At 43.4% G+C, this 14,105-nt stretch carries 11 protein-coding genes; 10 read left to right on the top strand and 1 reads right to left on the bottom strand.

Features of this window, described 5'->3' with window-relative positions:
- The 4 genes from NCCP2331_RS10350 to NCCP2331_RS10365 all read left to right on the top strand — a co-directional run bounded on the left by NCCP2331_RS10350 (position 1) and on the right by NCCP2331_RS10365 (position 6,573).
- Entirely contained in the window at positions 1 to 1,788 is a 1,788-nt protein-coding gene (locus NCCP2331_RS10350; protein ID WP_251670510.1) for an L-fucose isomerase, read from the top strand.
- 16 nt (positions 1,789 to 1,804) lie between these two features.
- Complete coding sequence (locus tag NCCP2331_RS10355; RefSeq protein ID WP_251670512.1) at positions 1,805 to 3,475, top strand: ribulokinase; 1,671 nt, start codon at positions 1,805 to 1,807, stop codon at positions 3,473 to 3,475.
- The gene (locus tag NCCP2331_RS10360) at positions 3,476 to 5,545 is read left to right on the top strand and encodes a bifunctional aldolase/short-chain dehydrogenase (protein WP_251670514.1); all 2,070 of its coding nucleotides are present in this window, start codon (positions 3,476 to 3,478) and stop codon (positions 5,543 to 5,545) included. It begins immediately after the preceding gene.
- A gap of 101 nt (positions 5,546 to 5,646) precedes the next feature.
- A complete protein-coding gene (locus tag NCCP2331_RS10365; RefSeq protein WP_251670516.1) occupies positions 5,647 to 6,573 on the top strand; it encodes an ROK family protein in 927 nt (308 codons plus the stop codon).
- Positions 6,574 to 6,767: 194 nt separating this feature from the next.
- Here the strand turns inward: NCCP2331_RS10365 and NCCP2331_RS10370 are convergent, their stop codons facing one another.
- Positions 6,768 to 7,781 (bottom strand): Rpn family recombination-promoting nuclease/putative transposase, encoded by a 1,014-nt coding sequence (locus tag NCCP2331_RS10370; protein WP_251670518.1) that lies wholly within the window; start codon positions 7,779 to 7,781, stop codon positions 6,768 to 6,770.
- Positions 7,782 to 8,057: 276 nt separating this feature from the next.
- Between NCCP2331_RS10370 and NCCP2331_RS10375 the strand changes: the two genes are divergently transcribed.
- The 6 genes from NCCP2331_RS10375 to rbsC all read left to right on the top strand — a co-directional run bounded on the left by NCCP2331_RS10375 (position 8,058) and on the right by rbsC (position 14,096).
- The gene (locus tag NCCP2331_RS10375) at positions 8,058 to 9,044 is read left to right on the top strand and encodes a Gfo/Idh/MocA family protein (RefSeq protein ID WP_251670520.1); all 987 of its coding nucleotides are present in this window, start codon (positions 8,058 to 8,060) and stop codon (positions 9,042 to 9,044) included.
- Between the two features lie 351 nt (positions 9,045 to 9,395).
- Positions 9,396 to 10,382, top strand: a complete 987-nt coding sequence (locus tag NCCP2331_RS10380; RefSeq protein ID WP_264879249.1) for a LacI family DNA-binding transcriptional regulator — start codon at positions 9,396 to 9,398, stop codon at positions 10,380 to 10,382.
- Entirely contained in the window at positions 10,382 to 11,269 is an 888-nt protein-coding gene (rbsK, locus tag NCCP2331_RS10385; RefSeq protein WP_251670556.1) for a ribokinase, read from the top strand. Before NCCP2331_RS10380 ends, rbsK begins: the two co-directional genes overlap by 1 nt.
- Complete coding sequence (gene rbsD, locus NCCP2331_RS10390) at positions 11,266 to 11,655, top strand: D-ribose pyranase (protein ID WP_251670524.1); 390 nt, start codon at positions 11,266 to 11,268, stop codon at positions 11,653 to 11,655. Before rbsK ends, rbsD begins: the two co-directional genes overlap by 4 nt.
- A 25-nt stretch (positions 11,656 to 11,680) precedes the next feature.
- Entirely contained in the window at positions 11,681 to 13,168 is a 1,488-nt protein-coding gene (locus NCCP2331_RS10395; protein ID WP_251670526.1) for a sugar ABC transporter ATP-binding protein, read from the top strand.
- On the top strand, positions 13,155 to 14,096 hold the full coding sequence (rbsC, locus tag NCCP2331_RS10400) for a ribose ABC transporter permease (protein ID WP_251670528.1): 942 nt from the start codon (positions 13,155 to 13,157) through the stop codon (positions 14,094 to 14,096). Before NCCP2331_RS10395 ends, rbsC begins: the two co-directional genes overlap by 14 nt.
- Positions 14,097 to 14,105 lie beyond the last annotated feature (9 nt).

The raw sequence follows: 14,105 nt of genomic DNA on the forward strand, positions 1-14,105 counted from the left end.
ATGACAAAAAAAGATCGTTATATTGGTGATTTACCGAAAATAGGTATCCGGCCGACAATAGATGGACGGAGAAATGGCGTTCGAGAATCACTGGAAGACACAACAATGGATATGGCGAAAGCTGTAGCGAAGTTACTGAGTGAAAACTTAAAATACTACAATGGCAATCCAGTGGAGTGTGTTATCGCTGATACATGTATCGGCGGAGTGGCAGAGTCGGCTGCAGCAGCGGCAAAGTTTGAACGTGAAGGAGTAGGTGTGTCAATTACTGTAACTCCATGCTGGTGTTATGGTTCAGAGACGATGGATATGCATCCTACAATGCCTAAAGCGGTATGGGGATTTAATGGTACGGAACGTCCGGGAGCGGTTTACTTAGCTGCAGTTTTAGCGGCCTATAATCAAAAAGGTCTACCGACTTTCGGCATTTATGGACAGGATGTACAAGATGCTGGAGATGAAGAGATTCCGGCAGATGTTCAAGAGAAATTACTGCGTTTCGCAAAAGCTGGATTGGCAGCAGCGATGTTGAAAGGAAAGTCTTATCTATCTATGGGGTCTGTATGCATGGGAATCGCAGGTAGTATGGTTCAAGAGGATTTTTTCCAGAAATATCTTGGCATGCGCAATGAATATATCGACATGACAGAGTTTGTCCGCCGATTTGATTTAGAGATATACGATGTGGAAGAATATGAACGCGCACTGAAGTGGGTGAAAGAAAATCTTCATGAAGGAGCAGACTTAAATGCAGATGAAAATAAGCGAACTGCAGAACAGTTAGAAGAAGATTGGAAAACTTCTGTAAAGATGACTTTGATAGCAAGAGATTTAATGGTAGGAAATGAAAAACTGGCAGACAAAGGATATATTGAGGAATCAATGGGTCATAACGCATTGATCGCGGGCTTCCAAGGCCAGCGGCAGTGGACAGATTATCTTCCAAATGGAGATTTCATGGAAGCTATACTGAATTCTTCATTCGATTGGAATGGAAAGAGAGCTCCCTACTTATTGGCAACAGAAAATGATAGCTTGAATGGTGTGACGATGGCTATGGGACATTTATTGACAAATACTGCACAGTTATTCGCAGATGTCCGTACGTATTGGAGTCCAGAAGCTGTTAAAAGAGTAACGAATAAAGAATTGACCGGCAAAGCGAAAAATGGATTTATTCATTTAATTAATTCAGGTCCGGCTGCGTTGGACGGAACGGGCAGACAAACTCGTGAAGGTCAGCCTGTCATGAAGCCGTTCTGGGAGATTACAGACGAAGAAGTGAAGAGTTGTCTGGATCATACACTTTGGAGACCGGCTTCCACTGAATATTTCAGAGGCGGCGGATATTCTTCAGATTTCACAACGAAAGGTGAAATGCCTGTTACAATTGCACGTTTGAACATCGTAAGCGGTCTGGGACCTGTTTTACAGATTGCGGAAGGATATACAGTGGAGCTGGAAGATGAAATGCACGACACTTTGGATTCTAGAACCGATCCTACTTGGCCTACTACATGGTTCGTTCCCAATCTGACGGGAGAAGGCGCTTTTACAGATGTATATTCCGTAATGAATAATTGGGGTGCAAACCATTGTGCAATGTCATATGGTCATATCGGCGATGAACTGATTACGATGGCTTCTATCTTGAGAATCCCTGTTAATATGCATAATGTGGAAAGTGAACGGATTTTCCGGCCGAGCGCATGGAATATGTTCGGTACGGAAACTAAAGAAGCAGCAGATTACAGAGCATGCGAAAACTTCGGACCTTTATATAAGTAAGAAAGGGATTGCTTGTATGGAAAATGTATATACGCTCGGTGCGGATTTCGGATCCACTTCCTGCAGGACGATAGCTGTTGATGTAAGGGATGGCCGCATCATTGGCACAGCAGATGTACCTTACAAACATGGCGTGCTTACAGAAAAACTTCCGAACGGGGATGTTTTGCAGGGGAAACGAACAGCATTACAGGTACCGGGCGATTATGTAGAAGCTTTAAAAGAAGGAATTCATTCGATTTTAGAGGAAACCGATATAGAAAAGAAGCAAATTATCGGGATGGGCATTGATTTTACCGCTTCTACGATTCTTCCTGTTGGAGAAAACTTTCAGCCTTTATGTGAGGTTGAAGAATTCAAAGACAATCCGCATGCATACGTAAAGCTTTGGAAACACCATGATGCTGAGCGTTTTGCGACAAGGATGAATGACTTGGCTCAAGGTGAAGAGTGGATCAAGCGCTATGGAGGCAAGATTTCTGCAGAATGGATGCTGCCGAAAATTTCAGAGATCACAGAAGATGCTCCAGAAGTTTTTGAAAAAACGCAACTGTTTCTAGAAGCATCTGATTGGATTGTCGCTCAGTTGACAGGAGAACTTGTACGCAATAGCTGTGCTGCCGGGTATAAAGGGTGCTGGCATAAAAAAGAAGGATATCTGCCAAATAAATGGTTGAAAAATGTGCATCCTTCATTGGATGGGATTTATGAAAGTAAATTACAAGGTGAAGTATTGTCGGTAGGAAGTAAAGCCGGTTCGCTTCAAACAGAAATGGCGCAGTTGCTAGGATTAAATGAAGGTATCGCGGTAAGTGTCGGAGTCATTGATGCCCATGCTGCTCTTCCGGGGCTCGGTGTTAAAGGCCCTGGAGAGATGGTTGTGGTGATGGGGACTTCAACCTGCCATCTATTATTAGATAAACACGAGAGAAAAGTCACCGGGATCAGCGGTGTAGTAGAAGATGGAATCATTCCCGGCTTCTTTGCATATGAAGCGGGACAGGCGGCAGTTGGAGATTTATTTGCCTGGTATGTGGATGAACAAGCACCGCAATATGTCCGTGAAGCGGCAGAACAAAATGAAGTTTCCATTCATGATTATCTATCGGGTGAAGCGGCAAAATTAAATCCGGGTCAGTCAGGACTAGTTGCATTGGATTGGATTAATGGGAGCAGGACTCCATATGTAAATATGTCGCTCTCAGGAGCTATTGTAGGAATAAAGCTGTCCACTACTCCTGCTGAAGTTTACAGAGCCTACTTGGAATCTACCGCATTTGGAACGAGAGTGATTGTAGAATTGTTTGAAGAGAATCAGGTAAAAGTGGAGCGTTTAATTATGTCGGGTGGTATTCCGCAGAAAAATCCATTCCTCATGCAGCTCTATGCAGACATTCTGCAAAAAGAAATTATTGTCGATATGTGCCAAAATGCTTCGGCATTAGGGGCTGCCATATTGGCGGCTGCATCTGCAGGGGCAAAGCAGGGCGGCTACGGCGGAGTAACTGAGGCGATCAGCAAGATGAGTTCAAAAGAACAGAAGATTTATTATCCTAATGAAAAACATAAAGCCGTCTATGATGAATTATTCCGTTACTATAAAGAGCTCAGCGAATATTTTGCAAAAGGTTCATCCGTGATGAGTGGATTAACAGATCTAAAAAGTGAGTTCAAAGGAGGAAATTAATTGATACAGAACAAATGGAATCCAGATAAAACAAAAGACCAAAATTCTTCATTGGCAGAATTACGATATCGCTCGAATCTGATCGGTTCAGATCGAAGAATTTGTAATTGGGGCGGTGGAAATACGTCTGTTAAAACAATTGAAAAAGACTTTAAAGGCGAAGAGATTGAAGTGATGTGGGTGAAGGGCAGCGGGTCCGACCTTTATCATATGGAAGAAAAACATTTCACCGCACTCAAACTAAATGATGTTCGCCCGCTCATGGAACGTGATGATATGAGTGACGAAGACATGGTTGCCTATTTGGAGCATTGCATGGTGAATCCTGCAAATCCGAGAGCTTCTATTGAAACATTACTGCATGCATTCCTGCCGTACAAGCATGTAGATCATACTCATCCTGATTCCATTATCAGTATTTGCTGTGCACCAAACGGCCGTGAGATTGCAGACGAGATTTTCGGGGACCGTTATGTATGGGTGCCATATATCCGCCCGGGCTTCTTACTTTCAAAAATGATTGCAGAAGGGGTAGAGAAAAACCCTAATGCTGAATTAGTGCTGATGGAAAAGCATGGTTTGGTTGTTTGGGGAGAGACGGCAGAAGAGAGTTATAATAAAACCGTTGATATTATCAATGAAGCGAAATCTTATATTGATAGCAAGCTTGAGAAAACGGAAGCGTTTGGCGGTCGTAAATATCAATCTCTTCCAGCTGAAGTAAGAAGTGAGCTCCTTTCTGCCATATTGCCGACGATTAGAGGTTTAGTATCTAAAGAAGAAGGAATGATTCTTCAAGTAGATACAGAAGATGATGTTTTAGAATTTGTGAATAGTGAGAAAGCAAAAACACTTTCGCAAGTTGGAGCAGCTTGCCCGGACCATTTGGTTCACACGAAACGAACACCGCTGTATATTGAGTTTGATCCAGAAAGTGAAGAGCAAAATGAGCTCGAAAAGAAATTGGAAGCAGGGATTTCTGAGTATATTGAGGATTATAAAGAGTACTTTAAAAAATATGCGGAAGCTGGAGATCATATGTTTAACCCAGCGCCGAGAGTTATACTGATTTCCGGTATCGGTATGATCACGACAGGCAAAGACGTGAAGAATGCTGATGTCAGCAAGCAACTTTATCACAGAGCGATTTCGGTCATGAAAGGTTCCGATGCAATCGGCGGATTCATATCACTGGATGCTGAGGAATCATTTAAGATTGAATATTGGCCGTTAGAATTATATAAGTTGTCATTAGCACCAAAAGAAGGTGATTTCTCCAGGAAAGTATGTTTTGTTACAGGCGGAGCAGGAGGAATTGGAAGTGAAACATGCCGTTTGTTTGCTTCACAGGGTGGTCATGTAGTCATTGCGGACTTGAATATGGAAGGTGCAGAAAAAGTAGCAAAGGAAATAAATGAGCAATATGGTGAAGGAAGAGCTATTGCTGTTAAGATGAATGTAACGGTTGAGGAAGAAATTCTCAAGGCATATAAGGAAGTGATCATGACATATGGCGGTGTAGATGTTCTCGTGAATAATGCCGGTCTTGCTACTTCCGGCTCTTTTGAGGATACTACGCTCAGCGAATGGAATTTAAATATGGAAGTTTTAGGAACAGGGTATTTCCTTGTTTCCAGAGAAGCATTCAAGATCATGAAGGCTCAGAATGTTGGTGGAAGCATGGTGTTTATTGGATCTAAAAATTCGATCTATGCAGGAAAAAATGCTTCTGCTTACAGTTCCGTAAAGGCATTGGAAATGCACTTGGCCAGATGTATTGCTGCGGAAGGCGGAGATTACGGTATTCGTGTGAACTCGGTATTGCCTGACGCGGTGTTGCAAGGATCTGCGATTTGGGGCTCGAAATGGCGGGAAGAACGTGCAGCAGCATATAATATTGACCCGGACGAACTAGAAAATCATTACAAGCAGCGCACTGTTCTTAAAGTGAATATTTATCCCAGAGATATTGCAGAGGCAGTCGCATTCTTTACTTCTTCAAAGTCTTTGAAAACAACTGGCTGTATGGTAACTGTGGATGGTGGAGTAGCAGCTGCCTTTACAAGATAAAATAACTGCCGCTTCTTTTATGGAGCGGTTTTTATTTGATTTAGATTGGTTGGTTATTAGAAATAGTTTATTGTAGGCTTTCCGAATAGTTGAGGCTGCTTGTGGCATATTTACAGTTCAAAATTATTATAACTACCAAAAGAGGAAATGGAGGAGTGGCTATGCTATACGGATCAATAGAGCTTGGGGGCACGAACTGTAACTGTGCTATTGGGAAATCAGATGGAACTATAATAAAGAAGATTCAATACCCTACTGAAGCTCCAGAGAAAACTGTAAAAGATATAGTGAGTTTCTTTAAGGAAAATGAAGTATGTGCAATAGGAATTGGCTGTTTTGGTCCTGTAAATGTAGATAGGGAAAGCCAGAATTACGGAATGCTACTGGGAACTCCTAAGAAGGCATGGATGAATTATCCTTTTTTAAAGAAACTACGTGAGGAACTTGGCATACCTATTACGTTACATACTGATGTGACTGTTTCCGGCTTGGGAGAAGCGATGATTTTGGAAAAAAACGAAATGGTTCTTTATTTAACAATTGGAACTGGAGTCGGAGGCGGAACAATAGTTAATGGTGCATTGCCGAACTTACCTCATCATCCCGAAATGGGACATATTACATTGCAGAGGTTGGAAGAAGATGAAGATTTTGAAAGCGTCTGTCCCTACCATGCGAATTGTTTTGAAGGACTAGCCTCAGGTACAGCTATTAATAAAAGATGGGATCAGAAAGGCAACGAACTTCCAAGTGACCATCCAGCATGGGAAATGGAAGCTGATTATATTGCGCAAGGTGTTTGCCAATTAATTTTCACATTAGCACCCACTCTAATTATTTTAGGAGGCGGTGTGATGAAGCGAAAGAACCTATTGCCGATAATCCATGAAAAAGTGAGTGAAAAGATAGGTGGTTATTATTTTTATGACAAGCTAAAAAAAGTCGAGGAGCTAATTATTCTTCCGAGACACGGGGAAGATTCCGCTTTAATCGGTGGATTGCTTATGACTCATATACCTAAAATATAATCGATAATTAATCGAAATGGCTCTAATAAAACGGAGTAGACTTTATTATAAAAGTTGACCTTCATACAAGCAGTTTCTGAGCGATCCTTTCTGAGACTTTCCTTTTACCTGTTTCCAGCAGACATCCCCCGCTTATGTAAGCGTGGGGATGTCTGCTATTTTATTCAGCTCTTCAACCGATAATAACGTACTTTCTAGCTCAACTCGCCAATAATCCGTTCTACCGCATGTGTATCCAATGAAGTGGCTTCTGCAATTTGCTCAACTGTCAGTGATAGTTTGAATAGCCGTTTAACTGTTTCTTCCTTTTCTAAAAGTTTACCTTGTTCAAGTCCCCGTTCAAGTCCTTGTTCAAGTCCCCGTTCAAGTCCCTGTTCAAGTCCTTTTTGCCTTCCTTCCTCAAGGCCCTTTTTTTCAGCCATATGCTTTACATCATCAAATTTCGCTTCCTCATCCAGAATATATTTTAAACGAGATTGATATGCCAAAAATTCTTCAGGTGATTGACTTAAATCTTGCCACACTGTAAAAGCTTCTTGTAACTGTTCATCTCGCATCGCAAGTTCCTCCAGTTCTTTATAGATCTCATTGTACACTTTCTTTTTTCTGGCATCGACCATACCGAGTAATAATAACCATCTGGCGAGGAGATTATTCCAGGGATCTAAGGTCTTTTGGTGCCACAGTTTAATAAACTTCGTCATTTCAATAAAATGTATTTCAAGGACATCATCCATTCTGAATTTCTCATCTTTTTCGTACAGATGGAAAGTGTTGTGAAAGGAGTCTGTCTGATTAAATACGTCAAAGTTACAAATATTAATTGTTATTGCCGGCAACAGTGTATTATAGCCCATGCCTTTTTGTAAAGAGGAATTATAAATACGTGACCAATAGAATAATGTACGCTTCACCATATCATATTGATTGGTCAATTGAATTTCTACATTGATCAGTTCCTCTTCTTGTGTTTTAACTAAAATGTCCAATCGTGATTGTTTATCATCTTGATACTCTCCGCCAACTTCTTGGCTGGCAAAAGCAATTTCTTTAATGGCATGCCGACCGCTGCGCTGCAAAATTGCATTCAAAAAGACTACCGTAATCTCTTTATTTTGCTCACTGCCAAACAGTTGCTTGAAGGCATAATCCACCTTCAAATCAATAAACTTTTCTAACGGAATTCTTCTTAAAGCCCGTTCACTCATAGAGCCCACCCCGCAACTTATGATAATACTTATATTATATCATGACTTGAATTTTCATTCGAATAGGTTACACTGAATATTCTAATATTTTTTATAGAAGGCAAAGTGCTGGCGGAAGAATTTCTCACTGAGCCTTTACTGATAAACTGGCTGTTTAGAAACAGTAAGATTGAGAACAAATTGGCCGGATGTGTGATAAGTGATATTGTAGGGTAGAGGTTGATTTAAGAAATGCCTGCACTGCATATCATTGAGAAATTATAAGGAGGAAATGAGATGGAGAAAATTCGTTGGGGAATACTGAGTACAGCAAATATTGGACAGACACAGTTTATTCCGGCTATTTTTCGGGCGGATAATGCGGAGGTCGTGGCAGTCGCAAGCAGAAGTGCGAAAGTGCATGAGGCGGCAAAACGACTTTCTATACCTGCAGCCTATGAAAGCTATGAAGAATTATTGGATGACCCAAATGTAGATGCTGTCTATATCCCGCTGCCGAATCATTTACATAAAGAGTGGGTAGAAAAAGCAGCAGAAAAAGGGAAACATATATTATGTGAAAAACCGGCTGCCTTGAATGCCAATGATGCAGCTGCAATGGTACGAACTTGTAAAGAGCATCAGGTGAAGTTCATGGAAGGCTATATGTATCAACTGCATCCGCAGCATGATCGGGTGAAAGAAATTATTGCTTCAGGGGAAATCGGCAAAGTAAAGCTGATTAAATCCAGTCATTCGTTTCATTTGGAGAATCAAGAGAATATCCGGTTGGATAAATCGAAAGGCGGAGGCAGCTTATATGACGTGGGCTGTTATGCAGTTCAGTTGATTCGCCATATTACGGATGAGGAGCCGGTGGAAGTGACGGCTTCTGCCGAAATGGCGGCTGGAGTCGATCTGAGCACTGTCGGATTTTTGAAGATGGAAAGTGGCATTACTGCACTATTTGACTGCAGTTTTGATATGGTCGCCAGAAATGAATATGAAATCATCGGTAATCAAGGTACGATTAGCGTCCCTTATGCTTTCCGCCCGGATAGGAATGGCGGAGTAGGAGAGATTATCATTACAACAGGAAATACCGAGCGCATTGAAAAAACATTTGGCGATATTTATAAAATGGAAGTAGAACATTTTTCTGATGCCATTTTAAAAGACTATGAGCCGCGCATTACAGGTGACTCTACTATTAAAAATATGAAAGTGATCGAGGCCTGCTATCGTTCTATTGAGACTGGGAGGTCCGTACAAGTAAACGATTGAGCCGGAGTGGCAACCATAACTAGATCTCCAGAATATATGCAGGAAGTTAATTATGATTAAGCATCCTCAGCTTCTACAATTTTGAAAGAATTGATATCGTCAAGGGGTATGGTGGTAATTTGAAAACCCTAGGATTAAAATCAATAGGAAACGTGCCTTCTAGCTGGATAACAGCCTGGGGGCTTTTTTGATGTTTTCATCGGCTGATGTGCCGGCTGTTCGTGGTGGAAAGGTTGTGATTTGTCTAATTGCTGGCCCACCTATTGACATCAAATTTCCCCATCTGGTAAACTGTGTGTAACCGGTACCACAAAGTGATGTGGTACCGGTTACACAAGAAGCAGATTGAAGGTGGAATGGTTGGCGAATATACGGGATGTTGCTCAAAAGGCAGGGGTTTCAGTAGCGACTGTTTCACGTTATTTAAATAATAAAGGCTATATTAGCGAAGAGGCGAAGCGGGTGATTTCGGCCGCGATTGAGGAGCTGGATTATCGGCCGAGTCTGGTTGCCCGTTCTTTGAATACGAAGCAGGCTACGTTTATCGGATTGATCGTGCCTGATATCGTGAATCCGTTCTTTCCAGAATTGGCGCGCGCGATAGAAGATGTGGCATTAGCCTATGATTATACAGTGGTATTGTGCAATTCAGATGAAAAGATTGAGAAGGAAATTCATTACCTGAATACGCTGCAGCAGAAGTATGTCTCTGGTTTTATTGTGGCAGCCAGCCATGCGGATGTGTCGCATTATATGAATGTAAATGTGCCGATCGTGGCGATTGACCGCCGGATTCATCCTTCGATTCCAGTCGTGGCGACGGATAATAGGGAAGGTGCCCGAATCGGTACGGAGTATTTATTAGAAAATGGCTGCCGGCGTATACTTTGTATGAAGGGGCCGAGTGGGTTAGGTCCGGCAGATGATCGATTGCTGGGGTTTATGGATGCAGTGGATGGACAGGATATAGATATAGAAGTGGTGGAATGTCCTTTCCAATTCGATGCTTCAGAAGAGGTGGCCCGACAGATGCTTCAAACGCATTCATTTGACGGAATTTTTGCGAGTAGTGATATATCTGCGGCAGGTGCGATGAAAGCCGCGTATTCTCTGGGTATTGCGGTACCGGAGCAGTTGCAGATTGTCGGCTATGACGGAACGATGCTTTCGAGTCAGCTAACGCCAAGTTTGACGACGGTTGCGCAAGATTTATATAAAATTGGTGCGCTGGCGTCCAGGATGCTCATTAAATTGATAGAAGGACAGAAATTGGAGGAGCATGAGGTTCAGATTCCTGCTGAATTGATTATTCGCGGAACGACAAGGAGTGATGCATGATGATAACGGTGATCGGCAGTGCCAATATGGATTTGGTAATCGGAACGGATAATTTTCCAACGCAAGGCGAGACAGTTCTCGGCGATATTTTTGATACGGTGCCGGGAGGAAAAGGCGCCAATCAGGCGGTGGCGGCGGCAAGGCTCGGAAGCAGTGTCCATATGGTCGGTTGTGTAGGAAACGATATGTTTGGAACGAGTATTGTGGATAATTTGAGTAAGAACGGTGTCGATTGCACAGGTGTTGGGGTAGTAGACGGCGCTTCAGGAATCGCAAATATTCTTTTATCGGAAGGCGATAACCGGATTATCGTGGTTCCAGGAGCGAATTCATTGCTGACGCCTGCGCACATCGATGCGATGGAACATGTGTTGAAGGAAAGCAAAGTCGTTATGTTTCAGCTGGAAATCCCGATTTCGACTGTGATGTATGCACTTGGGAAGTGTCGGGAATTCAATGTGCCAGTACTCTTGAATCCGGCACCTGCCGGGGGCTTTTCAATGGATATGATGCCGTATTGTACCTATTTGACGCCAAATGAAACGGAATGTGAACAAATTTTTGGCGTGGATATGATTCAGGCGCTTGAGCAATATCCGAATCGGCTGATTGTCACGCTGGGCAGTGAAGGAGCCCGTTATTTTGATGGTGAGCGGCATGTGATTGTGGACGGTTTTAAGACCGAGGCAGTCGATACGACGGGAGCAGGCGATACATTTAATGGCGCGCTTGCTCATGGCATTGCGACGGGAATGGACTTGGAACAGGCAGTTCGTTATGGCAATGCGGCGGCTTCCCTTTCGGTCGAGAAATTCGGAGCGCAAGGCGGTATGCCGACGAATGAAGAGGTTAAAAAGCGGATGGAAGAAGGATGTTCGGCGTTATGAAGAAACATGGCATGATTAATCGTGAAATTGCAGCAGTGCTTGCGGGAATGGGTCATACCGATCAATTGACGATCGCGGATTGCGGCCTTCCGATTCCGGAAGGCGTAAAGTGTATTGATCTGTCCTATACGCTTGGAAAGCCTGGTTTTTTGGAGATTTTATTCGAAGTGCTGGAAGATTTTGAGGCGGAAAAATTGGTTGTCGCGGAAGAAATGAAGGCAAATAATCCGGAGGTCAATAAAGAAATCGAAGGGATAGGGAAACCGATTGTTACCGTTTCCCACGAACAGTTGAAGGAATTAACCAAGCAGTCTAAGGCCATTATACGTACAGGAGAAGCGACACCTTTCGCGAATTGTATTTTGCAGTCGGGCGTCATATTCTGAAAGTGGGTGAGCAGAGTTGATTACGATGAGCGGAATTTCGAAGAGCTTTAATGGAAATAAAGTGCTGGATGATGTGCAGTTTGATGTGAAAAAAGGCGAAATCCATGCGCTTATGGGCGAGAATGGTGCAGGCAAGTCTACGCTGATGAAAATATTGACCGGAATTTATACGCGTGATTCGGGTGACATATGGGTGAAGGGCGAAAAGGTGGAATTTAAGAACGCGAAGGAAGCGGAAGAGGCGGGAATTGCGGTCATTCACCAGGAGCTGAATATTTTGCCTGACTTAACGGTGGCGGAAAATTTTTATTTGGGTAAAGAAAGAACGTTTGGGAAAAGCGGCATTTTGAAGACGAAGGAAATGAACCGGCAGGCGGAAGAGATTTTATCCAAATTGGGATTACATGTAGATGGGCGCACGGTCACCCGGGAGCTGTCTGTCGGGAAGCAACAGATCATCGAGATTGCAAAGGCGGTGTCATCCAATGCGGAAGTGATTATTATGGATGAGCCGACTGCTGCTCTAACGGATCGGGAAATTGAGACGTTGTTTGCGACGGTGCGTTCATTGCAGGCTGAAGGGGTTTCATTTGTATATATCTCTCACCGGATGGAAGAAATTTTCGCGATGTGTGATCGGATTACGATTTTGCGTGACGGGCAGTATGTCGGTGTGAAGAAAATTAAGGAAACGACGTTTGAGGAAATTGTGCAGATGATGGTCGGACGGGAGCTCGGCGAACGTTTTCCTAAGCGGGCACAGGTTATTGGTGAAGTGAAGATGAAGGTGGAAGGACTGTCACGCGACGGCTTTTTTGAAAATGTGTCATTTGAGGTACGGAAGGGCGAAATCCTTGGCATTGCCGGGTTGATGGGCGCCGGCAGAACAGAAGTGATTGAATCGATTTTCGGATATAAGAAGTTGACTGCGGGTCAGGTTTTTATTGACGGGAAATCAGTGGTCATTTCGAATCCATTGAAAGCGAAGAAACTGGGCATCGGCTATGTGACGGAGGATCGGAAGTCGGAAGGGCTGATCTTGGATTTCTCGGTACGGGACAATATGAGTCTGACCAATTTCGACCGCATCTCCAAATCGGCCATCATCCAAAGAGGAAAAGAAAATGCGCTGTACGACACGATGTCCAAAAGGCTGCGGGTCCGTACATCAGGCCCTGAACAATCAGTGAAGTCGCTGAGCGGCGGAAACCAGCAAAAAGTAGTGATCGCGAAATGGCTGGGAATTGAGCCAGATATTTTATTCTTGGATGAGCCTACGCGGGGTGTGGATGTCGGTGCGAAAAAGGAAATATACAGTATCATCAATGAGTTGGCTGAACGAGGCGTGGCGATTGTTATGATTTCATCGGAATTGCCGGAAGTCATCGGTATGGCCGATCGTGTGCTGGTTATGCATGAAGGTCAGCTGATGGCAGATTTGCCGAAAGAAGATATGACACAGGAACGGATTATGCATTTTGCAACAGGGGGTGATAAAGTTGTCCAAGCCTAATATTAAAGGGTCGTTACAGAAACTAGGTCCGGTGATCGGGCTGCTTTTGATCATTGTGATTATTTCGATTATGAGTCCAAGCTTTTTGACGTTGAATAACTTATTTAATGTACTTCGCCAGGTGTCAATCAACGCATTGATTGCGTTCGGAATGACGTTCGTTATTTTGACCGGCGGTATTGATTTATCGGTTGGTTCTATTCTGGCGTTAACAGGCGCGGTGACAGCAGGTATGATGTCGGGCGGTATGGATCCGCTGCTGGCGATGCTGCTTGGTGTATTGCTTGGAGTGGTGCTCGGCGCAATTAACGGTTTAATTATTGCTAAGGGAAAAGTCGCTCCGTTTATCGCGACGCTTGCTACGATGACGATTTTCCGTGGTTTGACGCTTGTTTATACGGAAGGCCGGCCGATTTCAGGTCTTGGTGATTCTGCTATTTTTACGATGCTTGGGAAGGGATACTTTTTCGGCATTCCCGTACCAGTCATTACGATGTCGATTACGTTTGCTGTGCTGTATTTCATTTTGAAGAAAACGACATTTGGCCGCCGTGTTTATGCGGTGGGCGGTAATGAAGAAGCATCGCGTTTGTCCGGGATTAATGTGGATCGCATTAAAATTTATGTGTATTCATTGGCAGGAGGTTTGACGGCGATTGCTTCTATGATTTTGACTTCCCGCTTGAATTCGGCACAGCCGACTGCAGGGAATATGTTTGAACTTGACGCCATTGCCGCAGTTGTATTGGGCGGAACCAGTTTAACAGGCGGCAGGGGTTGGATTGTTGGGACGTTGGTCGGTGCATTGATCATCGGCGTGTTGAATAATGGATTGAATTTGATCGGTGTTTCCTCTTTCTTCCAACAGGTTGTAAAGGGTGCAGTTATATTGATAGCAGTTCTGTTAGATCGTAAAAAAACAGCATAAGGAGATGGG

The organism is Sporosarcina sp. NCCP-2331, assembly GCF_023707945.1.
Lineage (GTDB): Bacteria > Bacillota > Bacilli > Bacillales_A > Planococcaceae > Sporosarcina > Sporosarcina cascadiensis.